At 51.3% G+C, this 26,290-nt stretch carries 27 protein-coding genes and 1 riboswitch; of the genes, 6 read left to right on the forward strand and 21 right to left on the reverse strand.

Annotated elements, in window-relative coordinates; all coding sequences use genetic code 11:
• Positions 1 to 2,476, reverse strand: a 2,476-nt coding sequence (locus ACAN54_RS29620) for an alpha-amylase family glycosyl hydrolase (protein WP_379164341.1), incomplete at its 3' end; no start/stop codon positions are given.
• Positions 2,477 to 2,805: 329 nt separating this feature from the next.
• The gene (locus ACAN54_RS29625) at positions 2,806 to 4,470 is read right to left on the reverse strand and encodes a fumarate hydratase (protein ID WP_379164344.1); all 1,665 of its coding nucleotides are present in this window, start codon (positions 4,468 to 4,470) and stop codon (positions 2,806 to 2,808) included.
• Between the two features lie 103 nt (positions 4,471 to 4,573).
• Here ACAN54_RS29625 and yfbR point away from each other — a divergent pair, with 103 nt between their 5' ends.
• Positions 4,574 to 5,215: a 5'-deoxynucleotidase gene (gene yfbR / locus ACAN54_RS29630; RefSeq protein WP_379164347.1), complete on the forward strand. Its 642-nt coding sequence runs from the start codon at positions 4,574 to 4,576 to the stop codon at positions 5,213 to 5,215.
• Positions 5,216 to 5,299: 84 nt separating this feature from the next.
• Here the strand turns inward: yfbR and thiH are convergent, their stop codons facing one another.
• The 5 genes from thiH to ACAN54_RS29655 all read right to left on the reverse strand — a co-directional run bounded on the left by thiH (position 5,300) and on the right by ACAN54_RS29655 (position 9,394).
• Positions 5,300 to 6,412, reverse strand: coding sequence for a 2-iminoacetate synthase ThiH (gene thiH / locus ACAN54_RS29635; protein ID WP_379164350.1), 1,113 nt, complete (start codon positions 6,410 to 6,412; stop codon positions 5,300 to 5,302).
• Between the two features lie 30 nt (positions 6,413 to 6,442).
• Complete coding sequence (locus tag ACAN54_RS29640) at positions 6,443 to 7,207, reverse strand: thiazole synthase (RefSeq protein ID WP_379164353.1); 765 nt, start codon at positions 7,205 to 7,207, stop codon at positions 6,443 to 6,445.
• Between the two features lie 61 nt (positions 7,208 to 7,268).
• Entirely contained in the window at positions 7,269 to 7,472 is a 204-nt protein-coding gene (thiS, locus tag ACAN54_RS29645) for a sulfur carrier protein ThiS (RefSeq protein ID WP_379164356.1), read from the reverse strand.
• A 59-nt stretch (positions 7,473 to 7,531) separates the two neighbouring features.
• Positions 7,532 to 8,134, reverse strand: coding sequence for a thiamine phosphate synthase (locus ACAN54_RS29650; RefSeq protein WP_379164359.1), 603 nt, complete (start codon positions 8,132 to 8,134; stop codon positions 7,532 to 7,534).
• Positions 8,135 to 8,256: 122 nt separating this feature from the next.
• Positions 8,257 to 8,358: riboswitch (TPP riboswitch) on the reverse strand.
• 166 nt (positions 8,359 to 8,524) lie between these two features.
• On the reverse strand, positions 8,525 to 9,394 hold the full coding sequence (locus tag ACAN54_RS29655; RefSeq protein WP_379164362.1) for an SDR family oxidoreductase: 870 nt from the start codon (positions 9,392 to 9,394) through the stop codon (positions 8,525 to 8,527).
• A 235-nt stretch (positions 9,395 to 9,629) separates the two neighbouring features.
• Here ACAN54_RS29655 and ACAN54_RS29660 point away from each other — a divergent pair, with 235 nt between their 5' ends.
• A complete protein-coding gene (locus ACAN54_RS29660; RefSeq protein ID WP_379164365.1) occupies positions 9,630 to 10,055 on the forward strand; it encodes an NUDIX hydrolase in 426 nt (141 codons plus the stop codon).
• A gap of 171 nt (positions 10,056 to 10,226) precedes the next feature.
• Here the strand turns inward: ACAN54_RS29660 and ACAN54_RS29665 are convergent, their stop codons facing one another.
• The 4 genes from ACAN54_RS29665 to citZ form a co-directional block, all read right to left on the reverse strand.
• Entirely contained in the window at positions 10,227 to 10,865 is a 639-nt protein-coding gene (locus tag ACAN54_RS29665) for an S-layer homology domain-containing protein (protein WP_379164368.1), read from the reverse strand.
• A 194-nt stretch (positions 10,866 to 11,059) separates the two neighbouring features.
• Positions 11,060 to 11,485, reverse strand: a complete 426-nt coding sequence (locus ACAN54_RS29670; RefSeq protein WP_379164371.1) for a hypothetical protein — start codon at positions 11,483 to 11,485, stop codon at positions 11,060 to 11,062.
• 139 nt (positions 11,486 to 11,624) lie between these two features.
• Positions 11,625 to 12,920: an NADP-dependent isocitrate dehydrogenase gene (icd, locus tag ACAN54_RS29675; RefSeq protein WP_379164374.1), complete on the reverse strand. Its 1,296-nt coding sequence runs from the start codon at positions 12,918 to 12,920 to the stop codon at positions 11,625 to 11,627.
• Positions 12,921 to 13,070: 150 nt separating this feature from the next.
• The gene (gene citZ, locus ACAN54_RS29680) at positions 13,071 to 14,183 is read right to left on the reverse strand and encodes a citrate synthase (RefSeq protein ID WP_379164377.1); all 1,113 of its coding nucleotides are present in this window, start codon (positions 14,181 to 14,183) and stop codon (positions 13,071 to 13,073) included.
• Between the two features lie 387 nt (positions 14,184 to 14,570).
• Between citZ and ytvI the strand changes: the two genes are divergently transcribed.
• Positions 14,571 to 15,686 (forward strand): sporulation integral membrane protein YtvI, encoded by a 1,116-nt coding sequence (gene ytvI / locus ACAN54_RS29685; RefSeq protein WP_379164381.1) that lies wholly within the window; start codon positions 14,571 to 14,573, stop codon positions 15,684 to 15,686.
• A gap of 227 nt (positions 15,687 to 15,913) precedes the next feature.
• Here the strand turns inward: ytvI and ACAN54_RS29690 are convergent, their stop codons facing one another.
• Positions 15,914 to 16,369, reverse strand: coding sequence for a DinB family protein (locus ACAN54_RS29690; RefSeq protein WP_379164384.1), 456 nt, complete (start codon positions 16,367 to 16,369; stop codon positions 15,914 to 15,916).
• Positions 16,370 to 16,628: 259 nt separating this feature from the next.
• On the opposite strand from ACAN54_RS29690, the gene ACAN54_RS29695 reads away from it, so the two are divergent.
• A complete protein-coding gene (locus tag ACAN54_RS29695; protein ID WP_379164387.1) occupies positions 16,629 to 17,213 on the forward strand; it encodes a TetR/AcrR family transcriptional regulator in 585 nt (194 codons plus the stop codon).
• A gap of 7 nt (positions 17,214 to 17,220) precedes the next feature.
• Positions 17,221 to 17,967 (forward strand): type I methionyl aminopeptidase, encoded by a 747-nt coding sequence (gene map, locus ACAN54_RS29700; protein ID WP_379164390.1) that lies wholly within the window; start codon positions 17,221 to 17,223, stop codon positions 17,965 to 17,967.
• 163 nt (positions 17,968 to 18,130) lie between these two features.
• Here the strand turns inward: map and ACAN54_RS29705 are convergent, their stop codons facing one another.
• The 3 genes from ACAN54_RS29705 to ACAN54_RS29715 all read right to left on the reverse strand — a co-directional run bounded on the left by ACAN54_RS29705 (position 18,131) and on the right by ACAN54_RS29715 (position 20,323).
• On the reverse strand, positions 18,131 to 18,529 hold the full coding sequence (locus ACAN54_RS29705) for an FxsA family protein (protein ID WP_379164393.1): 399 nt from the start codon (positions 18,527 to 18,529) through the stop codon (positions 18,131 to 18,133).
• Positions 18,526 to 19,053, reverse strand: coding sequence for an acyl-CoA thioesterase (locus tag ACAN54_RS29710; protein WP_379164396.1), 528 nt, complete (start codon positions 19,051 to 19,053; stop codon positions 18,526 to 18,528). The genes ACAN54_RS29705 and ACAN54_RS29710 overlap by 4 nt, the downstream gene beginning before the upstream one ends.
• Before the next feature lie 88 nt (positions 19,054 to 19,141).
• Complete coding sequence (locus ACAN54_RS29715; RefSeq protein ID WP_379164399.1) at positions 19,142 to 20,323, reverse strand: MFS transporter; 1,182 nt, start codon at positions 20,321 to 20,323, stop codon at positions 19,142 to 19,144.
• Between the two features lie 115 nt (positions 20,324 to 20,438).
• On the opposite strand from ACAN54_RS29715, the gene ACAN54_RS29720 reads away from it, so the two are divergent.
• Entirely contained in the window at positions 20,439 to 21,182 is a 744-nt protein-coding gene (locus ACAN54_RS29720) for a G1 family glutamic endopeptidase (protein WP_379164402.1), read from the forward strand.
• A gap of 185 nt (positions 21,183 to 21,367) precedes the next feature.
• Here the strand turns inward: ACAN54_RS29720 and pyk are convergent, their stop codons facing one another.
• The 6 genes from pyk to ACAN54_RS29750 all read right to left on the reverse strand — a co-directional run.
• Complete coding sequence (pyk, locus tag ACAN54_RS29725) at positions 21,368 to 22,792, reverse strand: pyruvate kinase (protein WP_379164405.1); 1,425 nt, start codon at positions 22,790 to 22,792, stop codon at positions 21,368 to 21,370.
• Between the two features lie 330 nt (positions 22,793 to 23,122).
• Positions 23,123 to 24,124 (reverse strand): acetyl-CoA carboxylase carboxyltransferase subunit alpha, encoded by a 1,002-nt coding sequence (locus ACAN54_RS29730; RefSeq protein ID WP_379164408.1) that lies wholly within the window; start codon positions 24,122 to 24,124, stop codon positions 23,123 to 23,125.
• Between the two features lies 1 nt (position 24,125).
• Positions 24,126 to 25,019, reverse strand: coding sequence for an acetyl-CoA carboxylase, carboxyltransferase subunit beta (gene accD, locus ACAN54_RS29735; RefSeq protein ID WP_379164411.1), 894 nt, complete (start codon positions 25,017 to 25,019; stop codon positions 24,126 to 24,128).
• A 75-nt stretch (positions 25,020 to 25,094) separates the two neighbouring features.
• Positions 25,095 to 25,283 (reverse strand): glutamate decarboxylase, encoded by a 189-nt coding sequence (locus tag ACAN54_RS29740; protein WP_379164420.1) that lies wholly within the window; start codon positions 25,281 to 25,283, stop codon positions 25,095 to 25,097.
• A 146-nt stretch (positions 25,284 to 25,429) separates the two neighbouring features.
• Positions 25,430 to 25,930, reverse strand: a complete 501-nt coding sequence (locus ACAN54_RS29745) for a phosphatidylglycerophosphatase A family protein (protein ID WP_379164415.1) — start codon at positions 25,928 to 25,930, stop codon at positions 25,430 to 25,432.
• Positions 25,931 to 26,003: 73 nt separating this feature from the next.
• Positions 26,004 to 26,290 (reverse strand): hypothetical protein (locus ACAN54_RS29750; RefSeq protein ID WP_379164417.1); only part of this gene is annotated, 287 nt, incomplete at its 5' end.

Raw genomic sequence — 26,290 nt, forward strand, 5'->3', positions numbered from 1 at the left:
TTGGAGTCGCTGTTGGAGTTACCGTTGGTGTCGGTGTTGCTGTAGGCGTTGATGTTGCAGTTGGTGTTGGCGTTGGTGTTGGTGTTGGTGTTGGCGTTGGTGTTGGTGTCACAGTCGGTGTTGGCGTTGGCGTCGCTGTCGGCGTCACCGGTCCGCCCGACTGAATGTTGCCGGTTGGTGTGTAAGTCCAGGTACCGGTGGCGAACAGATAGTTGCTGCCGCCGTTGCTGTCCCAGGTGCCGCTTACATTATTGAAGCAAGCCTCCAACTGAGTAGCGGAACCGATGTTGATCGTAATTTTGTTATAGCCCGCCACTTCAGCTGCCGGCATAGCCACACCTGGTGAAGTCGTCCATGTGCCGCCAACAGGACGGTAATGGATGTATGGTGTCGTGTAGCCCTGCTTGTAATAGATAGTTACACTGTTTCCAGGCGGAGTGGTGACGAGAGCCGCTGCGCTGAGTGCCGACAGGTTACCTGCGGCATCAAAAGCTTTTACCGTATAGCTATAGTTGGTCTGCGATGCCAGTCCGTTATCCGCATAGGAAGTGTTTGCTGNCGCTGCGCTGAGTGCCGACAGGTTACCTGCGGCATCAAAAGCTTTTACCGTATAGCTATAGTTGGTCTGCGATGCCAGTCCGTTATCCGCATAGGAAGTGTTTGCTGTAGTACCAACTTTGACTCCATTGCGGTAAATTTCATAACCGGTTACTCCGACGTTATCCGTGGAGGCCGTCCAGCTGACGAGTGCACCGGATGCATTTTGCACCGTAGCTGTTACGTTACTAGGTACAGAAGGAGCAACAGTATCTGTTATCGGCTGGGTTTTGGCATAGATTTTAGCCGAATTCGCTCCCACAGTAACAGTAATTTGTTTGCCGGTTGCACCTCCTGATTGCACGGTTACAGTGTCGGAAGTATTCAGTTGATTAATGAGCACTGTGCCTGCAGTTAGTGTGCTTTCTACGCGCAGCGGGATGGTTACGGTCTGTGAACCGCTGGAAGCATTGCTGAATACAGATATAACTTCCTGGCCCGCATTAGTTCCGCTGTCTACACGCCGAGAGAAAGCATACAGGTTCTGCGCAGACCACATTTCACGCTGGGTACCTGTGCGGAGTGCGGGATTATTTTTGCGGATTTCATTCAGTTTGGCAATATGCTTATAGGTGCTGGTATTCTCATTAAAATAGTTCTCGAGGACATTGCCGTTCGCGTCCCGCTTCACCATCGACCAGCGGTTCCAGGTATCTGCAATTCCGCCCGTCATAATCTGGCCGTTGCCGTTACCCTTATTCTGCTCTGTACCCTGGAAGACCACAGGTGTGCCCCGGACAGTGAAGATGAAAGACAAAGCATTTTGCATTTTATCCACATTGCCGCCTGCTTCAGTCAAAAAACGGTTGCGGTCATGATTATCAATAAAGGTAACCATATGGTTTGCATTTCCGTTGTAATAGGAATCCAGGGCGAGTGTGCTTTTGATATTGGAATCAAAGGACTGCCCGTAAGCAAAGCTGTTAAGCACCGAGAAGAACATCGGGAAATCAAGCATGCCCCATTCCTTATTGCTGCCCACCCAGCGTGAGACAAATTCGGCATTGCCGTCAAAGTTCTCACCAAAAGTATTCACTCCCAAAAGATTCTGAAGTTCACCGATATCTGTCGGTTTGATCAGTTTGGCAGCATCCACACGTGCACCGTCGGCACCCGTATAGTCAAACCAGGCTTTAATGGAATTGAATACCGCCTGCTTGGCGGCAGGAACGTCAAAGTCGATATCATCCAGCCCGCCGAGATCATGATTCTCTAAGTAATCCTGAGCCCATTGATCATATCTCCCGTCCGTAAGTGACCAGTTAATATCACCATTGTGATGATACCAGGCCGGATTATTAAAAGGCGCTGCAGGTTGCAGCCCTGCTATATCATAATAAGCCTGAGTGCCCAGCATATAGTCTCCGATATGATTCGGCACTACATCGATAATGACCTTAATCCCGAGCGCATGTGCAGAATCCACCAGTTCCTTAAGCTTTTCTTTGGTTCCAAAGTAAGGATTGGCCTTATTGGGATCCTTCACGTTGTACCCGTGGTAGGCTGTGTTTTTTCCTGTACCGTTATTGTCGCGGTTTGTCATCTGCGGTTCTGCAACCGGAGAGATCCAAATCGCGGTATATCCCATGTTATGAATGTAAGGCAGTTTGTTGATGACCCCCTGCCAGTCTCCGCCCTTCATGTAGCGAAAATCATCCTCGGAGGTTTCTCCGTAACGGATTGCGGCACCAGTGGCATTATTGGTGGTATCCCCATCATTAAAGCGGTCAACCATGATCTGATAGATCGTGTCATTCTCAGTAACCGTACCAATGCTCGCTGCTTCAACCCGTGCGGATGGCAGCACAAACAAGTTAGCCGTAATGGACAGAACAATAGACGTGATTAATGCCGGAATAAGCCATAGCTTGCGTTTCATTCCTCATCTCCCTCTCATATGAGCGCATATCGAACCGTACTGCTTGTGAACACTCTTCCATTACTTGCAAAACGATGGTGCAGTGGGGAAACCGGTTTCCCTCATAAAAATTACCATGTCTATGTATGCGTTGTCAAGAATAATAAATTGGGTGCTTGAGTGTACGTGCTAAGGCTTCACAGGCGATATACACTGTTTAACAGAGGGATACAGCGAGAACAGCAGAAAGTGGAGGGGTGTAGTCTACCTTCTTGCATATAAAAAAGCCTCCCCCACTTAGAAATGGAAGAAGGCTTGAGGAAAATGATATCTAATCTTATTGGCATCGCTTATTTAAAGACAGGTTCCCTGAACTGAGCAAGCTTGGCTGCAGAATCCTTTTCCACATCTGCATGCAGACTGTTGCCATGCGCGTCCATCGTCACAATGGCGGCGAAGCCCTCCACCTGCAAATGCCACATGGCCTCAGGAATTCCGAATTCCATGAAATCTACACTGTTCACCTTCTTGATACACTCCGCGTAATACTGTGCCGCGCCGCCGATGGCATTGAGATAGACGCCACCATGCTCCTGCAGCGCTTGGAGTGTCTTGGGACCCATGCCGCCCTTGCCTATCACGGCGCGGATTCCGAATTTCCGCATAATCTCGCCTTGATACGGTTCTTCACGGATGCTGGTAGTCGGGCCTGCCGCCTTCACGTGCCAGCCTTCATCGTCCTTCAGCATAACGGGGCCGCAGTGATAGATTACTGCCCCGTTCAGATCTACCGGTGCATCATGGTCCATCAGGTACTTATGCAATGCATCACGCCCGGTGTGCATCTCTCCTGACAGAATGACTACATCACCCACCCGAAGACTACGGATATCTTCCTCCGTGACCGGCGTTGTAAGCCGCACCTCGCGGGATTCCCCGGCGGCTGCCGCTGGCTCCCCTGCCGCTGTTGGTTCATCAGCCGGGAGCATCGCAGGTGCTGCAGAAATCGTCGCATCCTCTGGAACAACACCAGAGTCGGTACCGCCAGCAGCGGCGCCCGCCACCTCAAGCACAGAAGCCGGTTCGGTGCTATCTTCCGTATCCACAGAGATTCCTGTGCCGCTCTCATAGAGCCATTCCTGAATCGTTCCGGCAGCCGGATCCACGAGAATCCCCTGACGGCGGAACGCCCAGCAGTTATAAGCCACGGAGACGAAAAAACTGGCCGGCAGCCGGTTCATAACACCTATCTTGCAGCCCAGCAGTGTAACTTCACCGCCAAATCCCATCGTGCCGATACCCAGTTTGTTGGCATTCTCCATAATATAGTCTTCAAGCTTGGCTAGATCCTGATTGGGATTCACATCCTCTACCTTGCGGAACAGCTGTTTCTTGGCAAGCTCATACCCGGTGGTACGGTCTCCGCCAATGCCGACTCCGATGAAACCGGCACTACAGCCCTGTCCCTGTGCCTGATATACCGAATGCAGAATGCATTTACGGATGCCGTCGAGATCGCGGCCGGCTTTGCCAAGTCCCTCCAGTTCCGCAGGCAGGCTGTACTGAATATTCTTATTCTCGCAGCCCCCGCCCTTCAGAATCAGCCGCACTTCCACGCCCTCTTCTTCCCACTGTTCAAAGTGAATCACCGGAGTGCCTGCTCCCAGATTATCCCCGCTATTCTCACCCGTCAGCGAATCTACGGAATTGGGGCGCAGCTTGCCATTCTTCGTCGCCCGGATAATGGCGTTATGGATGTCCTTCTTCATCTCGATCTGATTCACACCCACAGGAGTATGAATGATAAAAGTCGGCATCCCTGTATCCTGACAGATCGGAGATACCTGGAGCTCCGCCATGCCAATATTCTGCGCAATGGTGGTGAGCGCGAGGCCGGAGCGGGTTGCCCGGTCCTCCAGAGCACGTCCCTTAGCTACTGCCCGGCGCACATCACCCGGCAGATTTGTTGAGGTTTCTACGATCAGATTATATACGCTGTCTTCAAAATGCTGCATCTTCAGTCCAGCTCCTCTCCATGCGTTCGCGGTTGTCCAAACTCTGTTACAATTAGTTTTATCATAACATATTAAACCACGCATGAAAGGGGTTACGTAAAAATTGAATTACCATTTTTCAGCCTATCTGTACCGGCTTCAGTATATTCAGCGCTGGAGCCTCATGCGAAGCACGGCACCTGAGAACGTCGCGCAGCACTCATTCCAGGTTGCCCTGCTGGCGCATATGCTGTGCTCCATCGGCAACGCCCGCTTCGCCCGCTCGCTGAATGCCGACCGCGCAGCTGCAATGGCGCTGTTTCACGACGCTACTGAGGTCTTCACCGGCGATATCGCTACGCCGGTCAAGCACAACAATCCGCGGCTGCTGTCCAGCTTTCGCGACATGGAGCGGGTAGCCGCCGAGCGGCTGAAGGGAATGATTCCGCCGGAGCTTAGCTCTGTCTATGCCCCCCTTCTGCAGCCGCAAGACAGTCCCTCCGGCTCCGAGGATGCCCATTTGCTCCGCTATGTCAAAGCCGCAGACCATCTCGACGCTTATCTGAAATGCGTCTGGGAGGTCTCTGCAGGCAATCGTGAATTCGCAGCCGCCAAAGAACAGACGGCGGCCAAGCTGCGCGGTCTCGAAATGCCGGAGATGGAATATTTTCTGATCCATATGGCTCCCGGCTTCGAGATGTCTCTGGATGAATTGTCAGCCGGAACCGATAGCGGGCAGCCTACGGATGATACGGACAACAAATGAAGAACGAGTGCGCTGGGTATCAGGGTTACAGGGTCCTAACTCTAACAGCAATACCCGGGCTGTTACGGACTCGTAATGGGTCCGTTACACCGGCACCTTCAGCAGGTCCCAATCTTTGAAGACAGGCTGCAGACCGCTCTCCAGAAGCATGTCTGTTATCTCTTGCACAGTCCGTTCATCCGAGATTTCGAATTGCGGGGTTCCGCCATCCTGGGTGTGTCCTCCAACTTCAGTGGAGACACCTGCCGACATTTTGGTAATCCCCAGGTGGATCAGATGATCCCGCAGGGAAGCTGGCTCCCGGGTGGACAAGGTGATGCCGGATCGAGGCAGAAACAGCCGGTACGCCAAAATTATCTGAACCAGCGCACGGTCGGTAACGTCACTGTCCGGGTTGAATTCGCCCAAATACGGACGAAAGCGCGGGGCAGATAAGCCGATTTCGCATTCCGGATACTTGTCCTGCAGATAGCGTGCGTGCATTGCAGTCATGAAAGCCTCCTGCCGCCAGTCATACATACCCAGAAGAGCGCCAATGTTGACGGAGCGGAAACCGGCCTGACACCCCCGTTCGGGGGCATCCAGGCGATTGCGGTAGACTCTTTTTGGACCTTTCACATGCAGCTTGCGGTAGGTTTCCTGGTGGTAGACCTCCTGATACAGAGTCAACCCGTCTACTCCCGCTTCCCTAAGCTCCCGATATTCCTCGGTAGACAACGGATTTACCTCAATACTGACGGATGAGAAATATTCCAGAAGAATCTCCACGCATTCCTTCACATATGTGGCCGAACTTTCCCTGCGCGATTCTCCCGTCAGAATCAGGAGATGACGCAGACCTGTGGAGGAGATCGCTTTTGCCTCTTGTCTAACCTCATCAGGAGTCAATCTTTTTCTTGGAAAATCATAAATCGAGCTGAAGCTGCAATACGTACAGTGGTTCACACAGAAATCAGCCAGATACATCGGTGTGAACATCTGCATCACATGTCCAAAATGCGCACGGGTCAACTGCTGCGCTCGCTCAGCCATCTCCTCCAGACAAGCTTCTGCAGCCGGAGACAGCAGGGCCTGCAGGTCTTTTTCATCCAGACGATCTTTGCGAAGTACCCGTTTCACATCCTCTACCCGGTACTCCTGCCATAAGCTCTCGTAAGGCAATTGTTCCAGACGAGTCAGCACTTCATAAAAACTCATGTTACTCCCCCATTTCGCTTGGCCTGTGAGTTATTTCAGAAATCCGGTTAAAGGTGAAGACGCGACAGCCGTCTCTTCCACCGGACCGAGTCCAGCCAAATAGGCTTTACGGCCTGCAGCTACCGCCTCACGGAAGGCCTCTGCCATCAGCAGCGGATTACGGGCGGTGGCGATTGCCGTGTTGAGAAGCACAGCGGACGCACCCAGTTCCATCGCCTCAGCCGCTTCGGACGGGCGGCCAATGCCGGCGTCAACGATCACCGGAAGATCCACCTCTGAGATGAGAATACGCAGCAGCTCTTTGGTGCGCAGTCCCCGGTTAGAACCGATCGGTGAACCCAGCGGCATAATGGCAGCGGCTCCAGCCGCTTTCATCCGCAGCGCAGCGGAGAGGTCAGGGCTCATATAGGGCAGCACTACGAAACCTTCGGCAGCCAGTATCTCCGTAGCCCGGATGGTCTCCAGGTTATCCGGAAGCAAATATTTCTGATCACTGATCACCTCGATCTTGACCCAATTGCCGAGGCCTGCAGCTCTGGCCAGTCTGGCGATCCGCACAGCTTCCTCAGCGGTGCGTGCACCCGAAGTATTTGGAAGCAGGGTCATATGGGAAGGAATATGGCTGATAATATTGTCCTGGCTCTCCGGGTCTACACGGCGCAGGGCAACCGTGATCACCTGTGAGCCCGAAGATGACACCACCTCGGGAATCAGCGTATTGCGGCTGTATTTGCCGGTGCCGATGAACAGTCGGCTCGATAACTTAATGCCACCAATCACTAAAGGATCTAACATGAACTCGCCTCCTGGATTCTTCTGAACTTAAGAATTAGATAATAGAAAGTCGGTAACGCCTTCAGCCGCCGCCTACAAAATGCACCAGCTCCAGCCGGTCGCCGTCACATAACACCACTTCCTCATAATGATCCTTGCTGACAATCTCCCCGTTCCGTTCCACGATCACAAGCCGGTAGCTCCATTCGGGCCGGCTTAACAGATCGGCAACGGTCCGGCAGTCTTCAGCAACCTCTCCGGGTTTGCCGTTGATGATCAGATTCATGCCCTCTCACCTCCTTCGCGTGTCACGTTCATGACTCTACAAGCCTCCAAACCTCAGATCTACACCGCCTGTAACGCCAGACGGTAAGCATGGGCAGCGGCCACAGGGTCCTCCGCTCCACAAATACCGGACATGACCGCAATGCCAGCTGCACCATGCCTGATTACTTGATCAGCATTACCCTTATCAATCCCGCCGATGGCAATCAGCGGAATGCTGCTGCTGCGCACAACCTCCTCCAGGAGTGGCAAACCGCGCCCCTGCTGACCCGGCTTGCAGCCAGTAGGGAAGACATGCCCGTACAGGCAGTAGTCTGACCCCTGCCTGCCCGCCTCCGCGGCTTCCGCCGCCGAGTGTACCGACCTCCCCAGCCGGAGGCCGGGGGCAGCCGTGCGGGCCGCTGCGGGTGGCAAGCTGTGCCAGGCCAGCTGGACAGCACCTGCACCGACGGCCAGCGCAATATCCAGCCGGTCATTGATGACCAGTCTGGATGCGGGGATTCCAGCACGCAGAAGCTGCTCAGCCATACCCAGCAGTTCCACAGCAGAGCGGTGCTTTTCCCGCAGGTGAATATAGTCCACGTACGGATATACAGCTGCTGCAAGGCTGGCAAACCGCCCGGGGTCCAACTTACCATCCGATATCAAATGAATTTCAGCCACTTTGCACCTCCGGCTTCACTTTTTGGCAACTGAACGGTAACGCAAAAAAACCGCCCCCGGGATAGGAGGCAGTCATAAATTTCCGCAGGAATACGGGTGTAAAAGATACAACTTCGCTGCAGTTCATTCATTCTCCGCTTTCCTACGCTGGTGTTAACCAGATCAGGTTCAAAGGGTCCGAACCACACGTTCGTCTCAGCCTTACGGCACCCCTAGGGACAATTGCAATATTCAGTTGCTGACGTGGTTCATATTAACATAATATTCCTCAGAAAAGCTATCCCTTTTACAGGAAAGCTTAATCTTGCCCGGTACAATAAAAAGAGCAGACCGCATAGGCCTGCTCTTACAACTATATTTTCCAGCACACGCTTGACCGCTTAGTAGCTTCTAACCGTTGACAATTTCTCCGCCGTTGACATGCATGACCTGACCGCTGACATAGGATGAATCATCCGAAGCCAGATAGACATAGGCCGGCGCCAGCTCTTCCGGTTGCCCCGGACGCTGCATAGGCTGAGTGCCACCGAACTCACTGACCTTTTTAGCATCAAAAGTAGATGGAATCAGCGGTGTCCAGATCGGTCCCGGGGCTACAGCATTAACGCGAATGCCCTTTTCCGCCAGATTCATCGACAGCGAGCGGGTAAAGCTGAGAATCGCGCCTTTCGTGGACGAATAGTCCAGCAGCTGCGGGCTGCCGCGATAAGCGGTAATCGATGTCGTATTGATGATCGTGGAGCCTTTTTTCAAGTGCGGCATGGCTGCTTTGGTCAAATAGAACATGGAGAAAATATTCGTACGGAACGTCCGCTCCAGCTGCTCGGAAGTAATATCCTCAATCTTGTCCTGCGGATGCTGCTCGGCCGCATTGTTGATCAGGATGTCCAGCTTGCCCAGTCCCTCTACCGCCTTGTTGATCAGATCCTGGCAGAACGCTTCTACGCCGATGTCACCGGCAATCAGAATACACTTCCGGCCCTCCTGCTCCACTTGGCGTTTGGTCTCTTCGGCATCGGAATGCTCATTCAGATAAGAAATGACCACATCCGCACCTTCCTTGGCAAAATGAACGGCAACCGCCCGTCCTATTCCGCTGTCGCCCCCCGTAATGAGTGCCGCCTTGCCCAGCAGTTTACCTGCCGCCTTGTAGCTGGACGTTTCAAATTCCGGGCGCGGATTCATCTCACTCTCAATACCGGGCTGCCGGTCCTGCACCTGTGGAGGCAAAGTTTTGGAAGACTGTTTATTTTCTGGCATGATCCATTCTCCTTTCGCTGTGTACCTTTTGTTAGAGTAACCACATCGTATTAAGATGGCTTATGCGTCACTAATTATACAATCACTTCACGCTATGTTACTTACCACACTTCCAGGCTGTCCAAACATAAAATACAGTCGTTATTGGCGTGAAGGGCCGATATACTTTAGAGAAGTATGAATCCGGCATGACGCGGAAAGACCCATCTTTAAGACGAGGAGGCGCATATGTTAGATGACCAGAAATGCACGAAGCATCATCGTTGCGGTCAAAGGAGTCATTCTGCATCAAGGCAGAATCCTGCTCGTACAGCGGGCAGCCGCAGATTCGGTAGGAGCAGGCAGCTGGGAATGTCCCGGCGGCAAAATTGAATTCGGGGAGGGCCTGGAGGCTGCGCTGGAGCGGGAGATTGAGGAGGAAACCGGACTTACGGTCACTGTAGAGAACCTTCTATATGCCACATCCTTTCTGACGGATCCTGGCAGGCAACTCGTCATCATCACCTACTGGTGCCGAACCGATGGGAATTCCGTGGTACTCTCCGAAGAGCACTCAGATTCTAAATGGTGTACCCGTCACGAGCTACAGAGCCTGCTCCCACCCGGCATACAAGCGGAATTTGAAAAAAGCAATGTGTTTGCGTCAAAGGAACTGCTGTGAGGATCATCCGTAACATAAGAAGACTGCTATCCATTAGGAGAGCAGTCTTCTTATCTATGCCTGGCCACCTCAAGTGCTGCTTCAGCTGAACTACAGTCAGGGATGGATATGTTCCACAATATAAAATTGGGAGGCCTCAACATTGAGCTGCGGCTCAGTACATTCTAACTTCTAACGATATATATCTCCCAACCCGCCGATCTTAAAATTAAAGATTTCCATCAATGCAATCGATTCTGCTCTTGTCATGGACCGCTCCGGACCAAAACTGCCATCGGGGTAGCCTTTCATTGCTCCGATATTTACCATTGACGTAACTTTAGGTCTGCTCCAGCTGGCAATTCTGCTGTAATCGCTGAACGTGGACAGCACCTCCTCGGGTGCTCCATCCTCCAAAAATAACAGCCTGCTCATAATAACGGCCACTTCCTGGCGTGTAATTAGGTCGTTCGGACGAATCTTGCCTTTATATCCTTGAATGTAACCCACTGTCATGGCTTTGGCGAATTCGCTGTATGCCCAATTGTTATTCGGCAAATCACTGAATTCCGTCTGTTTACTGGCCGTGAAGCCCCACATCCGGTTGGCTAACGTAATAAATTCGGCTCTTGTAATCTCCTGATCCGGCTTGACCGATCCGTCTTCAAAGCCTTTCAGCCAACCATGCTGAATCCAGCTTTCGATCTGTTTCTGGGCCCAGTGTCCCTCATAATCCGTTCTGCTTCCTTCAGCAGCAACCGGGACGGTATCCAGCAAACAACTAGCCAGGCTCACGCTCAGGCATACAATCATGCTCCGTCTGAATTTCACTACTACACCTCTTCCCAATGTGTAGATATACTGCTATTCACTCCTAAATATTACCATATTCTAGGATTGAGCGACAAGTGAACATAGCACTGCCTTGGCAGAAGGTTTCTTTCCTTACGAAATTTGTCTTCCGGTACTTCAACAAAAATAACCCTGACAGCCGCAGCCGCCAGAGCTATTTCACTTCAATAGGCTTAGATAATGTGTCTGTACACCATAAAAAACACCATTACGATCAGCACAACCATCAGTAGCAGACTCATCGTGCGCAGCTTCGCGGTATGGCCAGAGACATCACGGTTCTCGCGCATGCCGGCAGCGGCCAAACGCAAGGGCTTACTCATAATGCCGCCCAAGGCAAACATCGCCAGCAGCAGTACTACGACAACAATCATCCAGGCTACGGTGTAATCCCCCTGTGAGATCATGTATCCGCCTGTCAACAGCTGAATCACCAGGCCATATTGGGCAAACCGGTTAAGTCCGCCGATCGCACTTAGCGTTCCTTCTTTGGCTGTATTAGACAGTTTAGCTGTACCGCTCAGAATGAACGGCAGCACCAGATAGAAGCCGAGCGCCAATGTCCCGATCATATGTAGGAAAAAGAAAATCCGATCCATATTTGACCTCCTCACTTTTCGCTATGATATAAGTTACATACTTATTATACCCAACCTCACCGTCGATGAAAAGAAAGCCCCCATTTCCTTTCAAGAAATGAGGGCATGTGCTTTAGAAGTTAGCTTAGTTAGCAGTAGACTACAGGTGCTTGATGATTTCGTCAGCAAATGCCGAGCATTTCAGCTCTGTGGCGCCTTCCATCTGACGGGCAAAGTCATAGGTCACAGTCTTGTTGTTGATGGCCGTGGTCATGCCTTTGTAGATCAGATCCGCCGCTTCCTGCCAGCCCAGGTGTTCAAGCAGCATAACACCGGACAGAATAACTGAACCCGGATTTACTACGTCCTTATCCGCATACTTCGGTGCAGTACCATGAGTAGCTTCAAAAATGGCGTGACCCGTAATATAGTTGATGTTCGCTCCCGGTGCGATACCAATGCCGCCAATTTGTGCAGCCAGTGCGTCGGAGAGGTAATCGCCGTTCAGGTTGAGCGTAGCAATCACATCGAAATCCGTTGGACGGGTCAATACCTGCTGCAGGGCAATATCCGCAATCGCATCCTTGATGATGATTTTGCCTGCGGCTTCTGCTTCCTTCTGAGCTGCATTAGCCGCAGCCTCGCCGCTCTTTTCCTTAATGGCATCATATTGATTCCAGGTGAAGACATGATCGCCGAATTCCTGTTCAGCCACTTCATAACCCCAGTTCTTAAATGCGCCTTCAGTGAACTTCATAATATTGCCCTTGTGTACCAGTGTCACACTCTTGCGGCCATGTTTGATTGCATATTCAATAGCGGAGCGAACCAGGCGTTTGGAGCCTTCCGAGGATACCGGCTTAATTCCGATTCCGGATGTTTCCGGGAACCGGATTTTGTTCACTCCCAGCTCGTTTTGCAGGAATTCTATAACCTTCTTCACTTCCGCAGAGCCTTCCTGATACTCAATTCCGGCGTATATATCCTCCGTATTCTCACGGAAAATCACCATGTCCACCAGCTCAGGATGCTTCACAGGTGAAGGCACTCCATCGAAATAGCGCACCGGACGCAGACAGACATACAGATCCAATTCCTGTCTCAGCGCTACATTCAGGGAGCGGATCCCTCCTCCGATTGGAGTAGTCAGAGGTCCTTTGATAGCTACAATGTACTCACGAATTGCTTCAAGCGTATCATTCGGCAGCCATTCACCATATGTATTGAAGGCTTTCTCACCGGCAAATACTTCGTACCAGGCAATCTGTTTCTTCCCGCCGAATGCTTTGGCTACTGCGGCATCCAGTACCCGTTTGGAGGCTTTCCAAATGTCGCGCCCTGTACCGTCACCCTCAATGAACGGGATGATCGGATGATCCGGAACGAGCAGCTTGCCATCTTCGATTGTGATTTGTTCGCCTTCTGTCGGCAGATCGTATTTTTCCAGTTTCAACATTAGTGGGTATTCCTCCTAAAAGTTTGGTTTGGTAAGCCTAGACTTCCCCGAGCAGTACACATTCATATCTCTCTTCGGAAGCATAGGCTTGGAGTTGGGTTTATTATAGTTCATTCTACTAAAGGGGTGCAGCAGCCTGCAAGGGCTGCTTTATCTCTCGTCCACCGGAACATACTTTTGTTCGGACATCCCTGTGTATTCTGCACGCGGGCGGATGATACGATTGTCCTCGTACTGCTCCAGAATATGGGCAGTCCAACCCGACACACGGCTGATTGCAAAGATCGGTGTGAACAGCTCCCGCTCAATACCCAGCTGCGTGTAGACCGAAGCCGAATAAAAATCAACGTTAGGCTTCAGGCCTTTCTGTGAAGTGATCAATTCCTCGACTTTGACGGACATATCATACAGAGTGGTGTCATTCTTCATCACTCCCAGCTCGTGGGACATCTTCATGAGGTGTTTGGCACGCGGATCACCATTTTTGTAGACACGATGCCCAAAGCCCATGATTTTCTCACGGCGCTCCAGCTTGCCGTTAATGTATGACTCTACTGCATCCAGACTTCCGATTTCCTCAAGCATCTTCATTACCGCTTCATTCGCGCCACCATGCAGCGGTCCTTTGAGCGCGCCGATGGCCGAAGTGACACCTGAATAAATGTCCGACAGCGTAGCAACGGTAACCCGTCCGGCAAAAGTGGATGCATTCAGCTCATGGTCGGCATGCAGCACAAGTGCAGTGTCCAGTGCCTTAACCGATACAACATCCGGCTGTTTGCCCCAGAGCATATACAGGAAATTCTCCGCAATCGACAGGCCTTCCTGGGGAGCTACTGGTTCCAGACCCTTGCGGATGCGGGCAAGCGCAGCAACCACCGTTGGAATCTGCGCCTGCAGCTTAACGGCCTTGATCTCATTCGCTTCGCGGCTCATATCATCGGCGGCCGGATCATACAGCGCAAGACTGGATACAGCCGTGCGCAATGCAGCCATCGTGCTAACATTTTTGGGGTACAGCTTCATTTGTGCAATCACCTGTTCAGGGATTGGAGCAAAGGCGCTGAGATCACGCCGCAAGGCCTGCAGCTCAGGAGTTGCCGGCAGATTGCCGAACCACAGCAAATAGGCAGTCTCTTCAAAAGTAGCGTTCTCCGCAAGATCATCAATATCATATCCGCGGTAAGTGAGTACGCCATCCACAATCGAACTGATCGAGGAGGTTGTGGCAACAATGCCTTCCAATCCTTTAGTAGCTGTCATAGTATCTCTCCTTTGCCAACAAGGGTATAAAAGCAGTTATTACAGTAATGAAAACATTTACATTTTGATGTATTCAAACGTTCAATACCTATCAAGATTGACCTACTTCAGAGAATGCAACGAACTTTTAGTGTGTATCCATTAATAATCATACCGGATTTTGACGGTTATGTGAACAACGTGGAAGCTTTGGGAAACATCAAATGATTTTATCGGACAGATAGAAAAAAACTTCCGGACCCCCTGTTTCATAATTACAATTCCAGTTTATTGCATCCCCAGCGAACCAGTAGATTCACGTGTCTGGATAGTCTTTATATCCTATCTCTGAATATATATTAGACGAGCTGATTATGAATCAGCAGCTTTCATCTGGAGGGATCGGGTATGGATTCGCTGGTATTAAAAAGAGTACTGCGGGGCCTGTGGGTCGTTCTGGCTGCCTCGTTATTACTGGTGGCAGTCTATATTTTGCTCCCGCTTATGTATCCTCTGCTCCTTGCCTATCTGCTTGCCTACCTGATGCATCCGCTGGTGCTTATTTTAAGAGGATTCAAGCTTCCGCACTGGCTGGCAGTACTGTTGTCACTGTTATTTTATGTAGGGGGTACTGCGCTCGTACTGACAGCACTGATCACCCGTCTGGTTAAGGAACTGATTGTCCTGCTGCAGACATTCGATCTCCACACCGACCAGTGGCGGGAGCTGCTGCTGTCCATAAGCCGGAATGCCAGCATTCAGAATATTATTAACCAAATCAACCAGTTTTACCATGATAACCCTGACTACCACGCCACCATCGACAGCAATATCAGCAGAACCACGGAGACGGTAGGCCAAGCTATGACGCAATTCATCACCGGATTCTTCAATATGATCCTGAAGTTAATCTCAGCATTACCCAGTGTGGGGACTATCCTGATTGTCATCATGTTGTCTGCCTTTTTCCTCAGCACCGGCTGGGATCGGCATAATGCAAAGTTAAGAGCACTTGTACCTGCGCCGCTCCTCAGACCGGTATCCGAGATCTGGGAGGATCTGCGCAGGGCGCTGTTCGGCTATCTGAGGGCTCAGCTGGTGCTGATCTCAATAACCGCTGTTATCGTCATTACGGGTCTTCTGCTGTTAGGCGTAGATTCTGCATTTGCCATCGGACTGACGATTGGGCTGGTCGATCTGGTGCCTTATCTCGGCGTGGGTATTGTGCTGCTGCCATGGGCCTTATACTCTTACATGACCGGCAATCTGCCGCTAGGCATAGGATTATCGGTACTCTACGCCGTAATTCTGGTCACCCGACAGATATTGGAGCCCAAGGTACTTGCAAGCAGCATCGGCCTGGACCCGCTCGCTATGCTAATCGGGATGTTCGCCGGCCTACAGCTGTTCGGCATGCTTGGTCTGCTCCTCGGCCCCGTCCTGCTGGTCGTACTAGATGCCTTTCACCGAGCCGGTGTGTTCCGCGCACTCCATAGCTATATAGTCAGCGGCAGGCTGCATTAAAGCTATATCAGGCAAAGTAAGAGCAAAGGCATAGCATCAGATGCCGTGCGATCTTTGGTCTAAAAATTGAAACTGCGACAGTAAAGGACAAGAAAAAAGGCCAACCAGAAATCTCTGGATGACCTGCTAATATCAAATAATGTCCTGGGCTGCCGCTGTTTAATTAAGCTAGTGTTTACCGTTTGTGTTGTGCCAACCCTATTCCGAGTATGGTGATATTAAGACTGTTAGAGCCTCGCGAACGTGATGTAATCAATTTGGACAGGCACAGCCGATTCCATCCGTAGTGCCCGGTTGATCTGTCCCCGGTGATATTGCCCATGTAAGAGGACCTGCGACAGGATATCCCGGACGGACGTTCGGAACGGAACCCCGCTCTGGTTCGTATAGTCGATCATCTCGTCCAACACAGATTCCTCAAGCCCTTCAATATAAAGGCGATATTGTACGGCGTTTTCTTCGAATATCGTCCGGATTGCCGTCAGGTCCCCCGCTTCCTCCCACAACGAATATTGCGAGCTGCCCTTGCCCTGCAATCGAGACAGCCAGACTCGTTCCGCAACCGCGACGTGCCGGACCAGCTTCAGAAGATCCTTGTTCTTCGTTCCACTCTCCTCAAGCGCGTCCAAGATGCGTCCGTCAGCCCAGTACAGGTGCTCCATCATGCACTTAATCGTCTTCATTTCGGTTTCCCCCTTGTAGAAAATGCGAAGTCACTTATAGTCCGATTTATCAAATGCTTTCATGAGACCTGTTGCGACTCTAGAATATTCACTTTGTTCCATTGGATCGGTCCCTTACCAAATTAAATCTTATGTCTATCTTATCATAGACTGGGACTATCCGCCGACCACCAATAGATCATTGCATTTCTCACAACCATCCTTTACACTCTTTATATTGACAAATTTGCAGGTCTATAAAAAGGAGGTTCACGTACCTATGTGCCCCCGTACCAAAGAACAAAATCAGCTCATACGCATGCAGCGCAGAGAACAGATCCTTGACTTTGCTGCGCACGCCTACTTCCGCAAGGGCGGCAGCTTTGATATTCGCGACGTCGCCCGTGAGGCCGAGCTCGGTTACGGCACGATTTACCATTATTATCCGAACCGGCATTTACTAATAGAAGATGTGCTGGACAGCGGTTTCGAGCGATGCGAGCAAGCCCTGGCAGAATGGGCGAACATCAATCGAGGCACCCCGGATAACAGGCAGCTATTGACGTATTGCAAAATGCTGCTCCGGCTGTGGCAGTCGGACGCCCGCACTTATCTCGTCTACAAAATGGCGGCTGAACATTATACAGGCTTGCCTGAGAAGGATCAGCTCCTTGCCAAAAGACGATTCACAGAACGGCTGTACGTTCCGCTTCAGTCGATCGCCCAGCGCGAAGACGAAAGCGTCTATTATATGCTTGCCGTGCTGGTCGGCTGTTGCGGGCTGAACTACTATACGAGCACTTCTGAACTCGACGTCGATAGAATCGCCCAGCTCGCTATGCAAGCTATTACGAAGGAGTCCTAATACACACATGATCATCTTAAAAAGCAAACATGAAATCGAAGCCATCCGCAAGGCATGCCAAGTCGTGGCTGAATGCCATCGTGAGATCGCCCCGCTCATCAAACCGGGGATCACGACGAACGACATTGAGCGCATATTCGAGGACATTATTTTGAAACATGGCGCCAAGCCATACACGAAGGGCTACAACGGCTATCAATATGCGACCTGTGCTTCCGTCAACGACGTGATTGCACATGGCTTTCCTACAAATAAGCCATTAGAGGAAGGTGATATCGTGACGATCGACACGGTCGCGGAGCTCGACGGCTGGCTCGGCGATTCAGCCTGGAGTTATGCGGTCGGAAAGATCTCCCCGACGGCTGAGAAACTGATGCTTGTCACGAAGGAGTGCCTTGACCTCGGCATTACGCAGGCGCAGCCCGGCAATCGGCTCGGCGACGTGACGAGTGTAATTCAGCAGCATGCCGAATCAAATGGCTTCGGCGTCGTGCGCGACCTGCTCGCCCATGGCATCGGTCGGGACCTGCACGAGGCACCGAACTATATGCATGTTGGCAAGCCTGGTAAAGGCCCCCGCATCAAGGAAGGTATGGTGTTCACGATCGAGCCCATGATCACCGAAGGCACCTACTACATGACAATCGATTCGGACGGCTGGACCGCCCGGACACTGGACCGTAAGCTCGCCGCCCAATACGAGCATACGATCGCCATCACCGCTGAAGGTCCGCAAATCCTGACCGCACAATAAAATAATTAGAGGCCGACCATCGAGATGGTCGGCCTCTTTTTTCACATATAGAGCATAGCATCTTTCTTCATCCGATACATGCGTTCATCCGCTCTCTTATAGAGCCCTAATGAGCTGAAGCAGGTTCGCGGACAGCGACCTACCGCTTACCGACTAACACGACTTATCTGCGGTAAAAGGTGAAGGTGCCGTTTTTCATTTTTTTCTCAATCCATTTCAGCAGAAAAGCCCGGTACAGCGGCCGGGTCAGCGGAAATACCAGCGAAAATCCGACAATATCCGTCACGAAGCCTGGCAGAATCAGCAGCAGGCCGCCAAAAAAAATGCACAAGCCGTCCAGCATTGTACGCCCGGGCACCCGCCCCTCCTGCATATGTGTTCTGCTGTCGACCAGCACTTTCTTGCCTTCAAAGCGCATCATCAAGAAGCCGATCACTGAACTGGCCAGCATGAGCAGCAGTGTCTTGGGTGCTCCGAGAAAACTTGCCACATAAATAAACCCGAATAATTCCACGGCCGGGATAATAAATAACGCAGCCCACAGCCATTTGTTCCTGATCATACTGCTCCTCCTTCTTCCCTAAGCGCCAAAGTTATGGCGTAAAACAATTCCGGCAGCGTCCGGTCCAGTCTTACTGGCTTCCAGTCCGTATTCAGCCACACATGGCTGGTTGAGCCGGATACGAGCAATTGACCAGGCAGCTCATCAAAATATACTGGCCCGGTTGCAGGCGCGGAAGAATCCGGTCTCCCCGCTTCCGGCTCCTCCAAACGGCGGATTTCATATTCGTATACGACCCGCAGTGCCGAAAAAGTGGTCAGTCGCGCATACACAGCGACAAGATCATCATATCTCGCCGGACTTTTAAATTGCAAATCTGCAGCCGTGACTGGCAGAAGCACACCCTTATTTTCCAAGGAACGGTAGGCAAAGCCAAGTCCCCGGAACATTTCTGTCCGCCCGCTCTCGAACCAGCTCAGATAATTGGCGTGGTAGACCACCCCCATCTGATCCGTCTCCTGGTAACGGACACGGAATGAAGTAGCATACCAGCGGCTGACCCCTTCCGGATTACGTGATTGCATAAATAGATTGCTCCTTTCTATACAGAAACGGCTTCTGCGTCCTTAGTATCCCTATTAGGCTAATCGAATGTCATTAGCACAGCGCTTCCTAGAGGCTTACTCCTTCAGATGCCACCGGTAGCGGAAGGCTTCTTCTGGAGCTTCGAACCACATAGAGGATGAGAAGCGCTCCCGCCGCAGAACTGATCATACAGGACAGATTCATCAGCCACACACCACCCTCATCCAGTAAAATCCCATTCAGGAGATTGCCCAGAATTCCCGCAAAACCGGAGAACACGATGTTGAACACACTTTGACCGGTAGCCTGCATCTCAGGCAGCGTAATGTGCGATACATATTCTACAGCAGCGATGTAAAAGAGTCCGAAGGACACTCCATGCAGCACCTGAACCCCAATCATCACCGCAGGGGCCGGAAATGCGAATTGGATCCCCCACCGCAGCACATAGATCAGCGCACCTAACAGCAGAGTACGCTCCCTTCCGAGCTTCCGTATGACTTTCGAAGCATACAGCATGGAAGGAAAGTTCGTGAAGGAAGCGATGAACAGCGCAATCCCGGCATGGCTGGTCGAGCCTCCTACCGATTGAAAGGCAATTACAAAATAGGTGCCAAATGCTGTCATGGTCTGATTGACCAGAAAGCTCCCTCCCAGGAAAGCCAGGAAAATCTTGTTACCCAGCAGGTTTTTAATTCCCTTGGAGAACGACTGGCTCATCATCCGGTTTTCTTCCGCCTGCTTGGGCAGGGTGAGCGCAATGATGACCGCGACACTGTTCAGAAGCAGGAACGGGGCCCAGATCGTGGATACGGAAAAATTCGACACGTACTGCGACCCCGCATAGGCCCCTACGGCCGCTCCTATGCTCAGCATCATCCGGATGCTACCGTAAGTGGAACCCGCCTGGTTCGCCGCTACAATGGCGTAGGAATCAGCAATAGGAGCTTGTGTAGAGGAGAATATAGTAGACACAGTATAGACCATCAGCAAAACTATGAAATAATCCGACTGGTAAAATACGGCTAGTACCGCCGGTACGGCCACACTAAGAATCAGCACCAGCCGAGCCTGATTGTAACGGTCTGAGATTACACCCCACAGAGGTTGAATGCAAATGGCAATCAGAGTTCCTGTTGCCATCAGCATTCCGATCCGGCCACTGCCGAGACCGTTGTCTTTCAGAAGCAATGTAAGATATGAACCGAATGAGCCGCCGGCCAGTCCCAAAAAAAGATAGAAACCGCGCAGCTTGGTTAATTTATTCATTTGAACGATAAGTCCTCTCTATTCCTTTTTAACGGAATACCCATACTTTATATGTCTCTACCGCATTAAATATAGCAAACCTAACTTTCTCATATTAATAAAAGGCGGTGGAACTGTGAGCAAAGCTAATCTCTTAAAAATTGCCCGACCTTGTATTACCGATAAGTCCCATACAGGCAGAGCCCAAAGCACAGGTTTTGGCTGGAAATCGAGCAACTGGAGCGGGTATGCCATCTCCGGCAAGAAAGCTGCCTTCCGGCAAATATCCGGAGAATGGATAGTCCCGTTTGTCAAACCTACTTCCAGTCCCACCTATTCCTCTGCCTGGATTGGCATCGACGGCTTCAGGAACAGCAGCCTGATACAGACAGGAACCGGTCACGAGTCCGTAAACGGAACTCTACGCTATTATGCCTGGTGGGAAATTCTCCCTGCAGCAGAGACTGTTATTCCGCTCCCTGTTTCTCCTGGAGACCACATGCGGGCTTCCATTATCAGGCTCAGTAGCGGCAAATGGAGAATCACACTCTGCAATCTCAGTAAAGCCTGGACTTTCCGCACCGTTCAGCGATATTCCGGACCCCAAACCTCTGCCGAATGGATTATGGAAGCGCCCCAGGTAGGCGGAAGCATCGGGAGACTGGCCAAGGTATCGCCAACCCGATTCTTCTGCTGCCGGGTGAACGGCAAGAGTCCAAGACTTACGCCAGCTGATGGCGGAATCATGATCCAGAATAAGGTTACAGTAGCTGTGCCGACCTCTCCTAACGCACGCGGGGATGCTTTTGTCGTCAGACGCGTCTATCGTAAAGGGAAATCTCTTGTTCACTCCAGAAGTCCCATTTTTGTCCGTTCTTAAAGTTGCTACTTCAAAACTCTCCATTCAATATATAACAATTATGAAATTTAAAATAGTCTTGCAACTGCATTAGTAAGCCTCTTACAGAATCGTTCATCAGCATGAATCAAAAAAAAGCAATGGCGTCTCGCACCATTGCTTTTTTGGAATTCAATCATACCTGAAAGAGGACAGATTCCCGAAGACTAGTCAGCAGGGATGGTGTCAACTTTCACAAGGTTAGTAGAACCGGAACGTCCAAGCGGAATACCAGCTGTAATCACAACGAGGTCTCCAGCTTTTACCAGACCGGATGCTTTACCACCTTTTAGAGCTGTTTCAAGCAATTCGTCCGTGGAAGTAGCCTCAAGTCCGTGAACTGGAGTTACGCCCCATACGAGAGCCAGTTGACGCATAGTTCTTTCTTGCGTTGTCACAGCGATAATCTGTGATTTAGGACGGTATTTGGAAACCACGCGTGCAGTGTGGCCCGTTACAGTCGAAGAAATAATAGCCTTAGCATTCAGGTCCAGAGCGGAGATCGCTACGGATTGGCTGATCGCTTCGGTTACAGTAGTTTCTTGAGCAATCTGCTGCTTCATGAAAATTTCACGGTGGTTCAGTGCAGATTCAGCCTTCTCAGCAATGCGGGACATGGTCAGCACGGATTCTACCGGATATTTCCCGGCAGCTGTTTCTCCGGACAGCATGATTGCATCGGTTCCGTCAAAGATTGCATTCGCTACGTCACTCGCTTCGGCGCGGGTAGGACGCGGGTTGCGCTGCATGGAATCCAGCATTTGTGTAGCCGTGATTACCGGTTTGCCGGCAATGTTACATTTTTGAATCATCAGCTTCTGAGCCAAAGGCACATCTTCAGCAGGAATTTCCACGCCAAGGTCGCCGCGGGCAACCATCAGGCCGTCGGAAACTGCCAGAATTTCGTCAAGGTTGTCAACACCTTGTTGGTTCTCAATTTTGGAAATGATCTGGATGTGGGAAGCGTTGTGCTTCTCAAGCAATGCACGGATTTCCAGAACGTCGCTGGCTTTGCGAACGAAGGAAGCGGCGATAAAATCGATGTCCTGTTCAATCCCAAAAATGATATCATTGGTGTCTTTTTCCGTAATGCCCGGCAGGGAGATTGCAACTCCTGGTACGTTAACGCCTTTTTTGCTCTTGATCGTACCGCCGTTAACAATGCGGGTCTTGATTTCGGTGCCTTGAACGTCAACAACGGTAAGTCCGATAAGGCCGTCGTCGATCAGGATAGTGGATCCAACTTGAACATCATTAGGCAGGTCGCTGTAAGTGATAGAAATACGGTTTTGGTCGCCAAGGATTTCTTCCGTAGTCAATGTCAGATACTCGTCCTGAACCAGTTCAATCGGTTCTACTTCCAGCTTGCCTGTGCGAATTTCTGGTCCTTTGGTGTCGAGCAGGATAGCAACAGTCTTGCCAAGTTCCTTGGAAGCTTGACGGATCGTCTTGATCCGGTTGCCGTGCTCTTCAAAATCGCCGTGGGAGAAGTTCAGACGGGCTACATTCATACCGGCCAAAATCAATTTTTTGATATTCTCCAACGATTCACTAGCAGGACCAATCGTACATACAATTTTACTTTTCCGCATTAGGTTTTCCTCCGTTTTTTCGTTCTCTCTGTCTCACTTTTTCCAACTACAAAATCTACTATAAGGCATGCAATCCGCATAGGAACTTTGTCACATGTACCTTTTACTGCACCCTAATGAATATTACTGCAAATTGGACACAAAATCAATGTTGCAGCGACTTTTTACAGTAAATCAACTCCGGATTTTCAAAGAAAGCCAATAAAATAAAAACAACCCCGTTAGAAACACAGGGTTGCTTCATTCCTAATAAATGTATATTGCTGCTCGTCCAGATCAAAGGCTGCCAAAAACAGATTTATGTCTAAAAGTGCAAACAAAAAGCCATCCTCAATCGACGCTTTGCACTTCAACCTCAGCACTGATCAGTTCAGCTTCGGCTTCGGCAAATACACCGATCTTGCGGAATTTACGGTAGCGGTCCTCTTTGAGCTCGGCGCAGTCCAGAACAGACAACTCCTGCAAATGACGCCATATGGCATCCTTAACCGCAGAAGCGGTCTCTTCATAGTCACGGTGAGCTCCGCCCCTAGGTTCGGGAACGATCTCTTCGATCACTTCCATCTCCAGCAGATCAGCGGCAGTAATCTTCATAGCTTCCGCTGCCTGCTCCGCCTTGGAGGCGTCCTTCCACAGAATCGAAGCCGCGCCATTCGGCGAAATTGCTGAATAGATGGCATGCTCCAGCATCAGGACACGGTTGCCCACCGCCATAGCCAAAGCTCCGCCGCTGCCGCCTTCGCCAATAATTACACAAATGACGGGTACAGCCAGCTGGGACATGTCGTACAGATTTCTTGCAATGGCCTCTGACTGTCCTCTTTCCTCTGCTGTATTCCCGGGGTAAGCCCCTTTGGTATCGACAAAGGTAATAACCGGACGGCCGAACTTCTCGGCCTGCTTCATCAGCCTTAGTGATTTGCGGAATCCTTCCGGATGAGCGCTGCCAAAGAAACGGAGAATATTCTCCTTGGTATCCTTGCCGCGCTGCTGGCCAATCACCGTAACCGGAGTCCCGTTCAGCTTGGCGATTCCGCCGACTACGGCCAGATCGTCACCGAACAGACGGTCACCATGCAGCTCGATAAAGTCGGTAAAGATCAGGTTCATCAGATCTAAAGAAGTCGGACGGCCATGATGCCGGGCCAGATGCATCTTCTGGGATGGTGAAATATTAGAATAGATTTCATCTTCAAGCACACGGTAGCGTTCCTCAAGCCGGGCGATTTCATCACTGAAATCAATCCCTTTTTCTTCACCGAACTGATTCAGCTCGGCAATTTTCTTGCGCATTTCAAGCAGAGGCATTTCAAAAGGCAACTCTCCCGCCAACCTAAAAGCCCCCTTTCACATCGTGCAGATCCAGCAGCTTGGCAAGGGTGGTGCGCAATTCTTTACGGTGCACTACCAGATCAAGCTGTCCATGCTGCAGGTTAAATTCTGCGGTCTGGAAATCGTCAGGTAGCTTCTGGCGGATTGTCTGCTCAATGACAATCCGTCCGGCAAAACCAAAAACCGCCCCCGGTTCGGCGATGATGATATCGCCCAGACTGGCAAAGCTTGCGGATACCCCGCCCGTTGTCGGATCGGTTATCACAGAGATATACAGCCCGCCGACCTCGCCAAATCTGGCAAGCGCGGCACTGGTTTTGGCCATCTGCATCAGACTGAGGATGCTCTCCTGCATCCGGGCGCCGCCCGACGTGGAGAATATCAGCAGCGGCAGTCTCTTCTCGGTGGCTTCTTCCACCGCACGAGTAATCTTCTCGCCTACTACCGAACCCATGCTGCCTGAAAAGAACTCAAAGTTCATTACCGCAACAATCACAGGATGGCCGTTGATGGCTCCCTGGCCCGTGATGACAGCCTCAACCTGTCCCGTTTTGGATTGCTGCTGTTCCAGCTTGGATGCATAGCCGGGAAACTGCAGCGGGTCCACTGATGCCATTTCACTGTCAAACTCAATAAACCCTTCAGGGTCCAGCGTCATCGCGATCCGTTCAGAAGCGGACAGGCGCATATGGTAGCCGCAGGAAGGACATACCTTCAGGTTCTTCTCCAGCTCCTTACTGTACTGGATCGTTCCACATTTACTGCACTTGCTCATTAACCCTTCGGGAATTTCCCGTTTGGGCCGTTCGCCTTCCGCAGATCCGCCGGTCCGCTCCACACGTTCTGAAGGAATGGTCGCGTACTTCCGTTTTTTCTGAAATAAATCTTTGAACAAGGGTCGCACCTCTTCAGCCGTTTATTTGCGTGTACAGCAGCATGCCGCTGTCATGACTGTAATCTAAATGTTATTTCAGGGATGCAGAATCAGATTAAGGGCTTCCTGTACTTCCTCAAGCTCACCTGAAGGAACCAGAATCTCAAACTGCTGCTTGGACATGTTAACCGGACGGCACTTAATCAGAAAACCTTCTTCCGCAAGCCTGCTCTGAATCATATCCGCCACTCTGGCGGTCGGCGCTATATAGATTACCGTCCACATGCCCTGCAAAGCCTCCCTAATCTTAATTCCCAGCCGTATCCCGTATAATGGAATCATGATAACACAGTTTTCTTTTTTCCCGCAACAGGAGCTGGACGATGGAATTCAGATCAGGGGGCCGCATCCGGGGTTTCCCGGCGTGGGCATTATTCCGTCCCGGCAATAGGGGGATACACCTTCGCACCCTCATGCCGGTGGGCGATTCTTGCTGAAGCCGCAGCCGCAATTCCGGCGACAAGATCGTCCAGAAAAACATGAATACTCCCTTTATCATCATTCAGTTTCCCGATGATTCCCAGTTTTATTTTGTCAAGATAGCCGAAGCCGGTCAGCCCGATCATCCCGTATACGCCTGTAATGCCAAGGGCCAGCGTCTCATCTGCACCATAGAGCGATTCGTCGGCTTCCAGCACCGCCTGTAGCGGCTGGGGAAGCAGGTGTTGTTCCGCCAGCTCATCCAGCGCAACACCGGTCATCAGCGTGTACTGGACCTCTCTTTTGCCGAGTACCGCCTTGACACTCGCCAGGCACTCTTCTTCTTTCAAATCCGCATAATAAGCCGATTGCAATGTATATACAATCTCAGCAATGGACGTCAGGGAGACTCCTCTGCGTTCCAGCAGCTCCGCTGCCATTTGATAGGACATGATGACATTCCCCTTTCCGCACGGGCCTTGCCCCGTGGTGTCCTAATGTATGCGGAAAAGGGCGGAAATGTTCTTATTTTATTCTGACTGTCCCGGTACCCATCATAGCCTCGATTGCTGCAACTACTTCGTCCGAAGGCTTAATCCGGTAGCCGTCGCTGAGCGCCAGCAGCTTCTGGTTCTGCTCATAGAACAGCAGCGTGGCTGCCGGGCCAGGGTGGGTCTGCAGCAGCGCCTGGAGACGGGACAGGAGCGCCGGATTCTCGGCAGCCGGCGTGATCTTGATAAAGACACGCTGGCTGCTTCCCGCTGCCCCGGAGTCCCGGGCAGCGGCCTCTGCGGCGGCCGGGCCGGGCTGGC

It is taken from the genome of Paenibacillus diazotrophicus (assembly GCF_042610465.1).

Coding starts and splice junctions, on each gene's coding strand:
- ytvI (WP_379164381.1), top strand. CDS start 14,571: ATGGATTCGCTGGTATTAAAAAGAGTACTGCGGGGCCTGTGGGTCGTT.
- ACAN54_RS29690 (WP_379164384.1), bottom strand. CDS start 16,369: ATGAAGACGATTAAGTGCATGATGGAGCACCTGTACTGGGCTGACGGA.
- ACAN54_RS29715 (WP_379164399.1), bottom strand. CDS start 20,323: ATGAATAAATTAACCAAGCTGCGCGGTTTCTATCTTTTTTTGGGACTG.
- ACAN54_RS29670 (WP_379164371.1), bottom strand. CDS start 11,485: ATGGATCGGATTTTCTTTTTCCTACATATGATCGGGACATTGGCGCTC.
- thiH (WP_379164350.1), bottom strand. CDS start 6,412: ATGAGTTTTTATGAAGTGCTGACTCGTCTGGAACAATTGCCTTACGAG.
- ACAN54_RS29640 (WP_379164353.1), bottom strand. CDS start 7,207: ATGTTAGATCCTTTAGTGATTGGTGGCATTAAGTTATCGAGCCGACTG.
- ACAN54_RS29740 (WP_379164420.1), bottom strand. CDS start 25,283: ATGTGGACGGTAATCTATATAGCGCCGACCGCCAGAGTGGCGGATATG.
- ACAN54_RS29660 (WP_379164365.1), top strand. CDS start 9,630: ATGACCAGAAATGCACGAAGCATCATCGTTGCGGTCAAAGGAGTCATT.
- icd (WP_379164374.1), bottom strand. CDS start 12,920: ATGTTGAAACTGGAAAAATACGATCTGCCGACAGAAGGCGAACAAATC.
- thiS (WP_379164356.1), bottom strand. CDS start 7,472: ATGAATCTGATCATCAACGGCAAACCCGGAGAGGTTGCTGAAGACTGC.
- ACAN54_RS29710 (WP_379164396.1), bottom strand. CDS start 19,053: ATGCAATCACGTAATCCGGAAGGGGTCAGCCGCTGGTATGCTACTTCA.
- ACAN54_RS29625 (WP_379164344.1), bottom strand. CDS start 4,470: ATGCAGCATTTTGAAGACAGCGTATATAATCTGATCGTAGAAACCTCA.
- citZ (WP_379164377.1), bottom strand. CDS start 14,183: ATGACAGCTACTAAAGGATTGGAAGGCATTGTTGCCACAACCTCCTCG.
- pyk (WP_379164405.1), bottom strand. CDS start 22,792: ATGCGGAAAAGTAAAATTGTATGTACGATTGGTCCTGCTAGTGAATCG.
- ACAN54_RS29655 (WP_379164362.1), bottom strand. CDS start 9,394: ATGCCAGAAAATAAACAGTCTTCCAAAACTTTGCCTCCACAGGTGCAG.
- map (WP_379164390.1), top strand. CDS start 17,221: ATGATCATCTTAAAAAGCAAACATGAAATCGAAGCCATCCGCAAGGCA.
- ACAN54_RS29745 (WP_379164415.1), bottom strand. CDS start 25,930: ATGTCCTATCAAATGGCAGCGGAGCTGCTGGAACGCAGAGGAGTCTCC.
- ACAN54_RS29695 (WP_379164387.1), top strand. CDS start 16,629: ATGTGCCCCCGTACCAAAGAACAAAATCAGCTCATACGCATGCAGCGC.
- ACAN54_RS29705 (WP_379164393.1), bottom strand. CDS start 18,529: ATGATCAGGAACAAATGGCTGTGGGCTGCGTTATTTATTATCCCGGCC.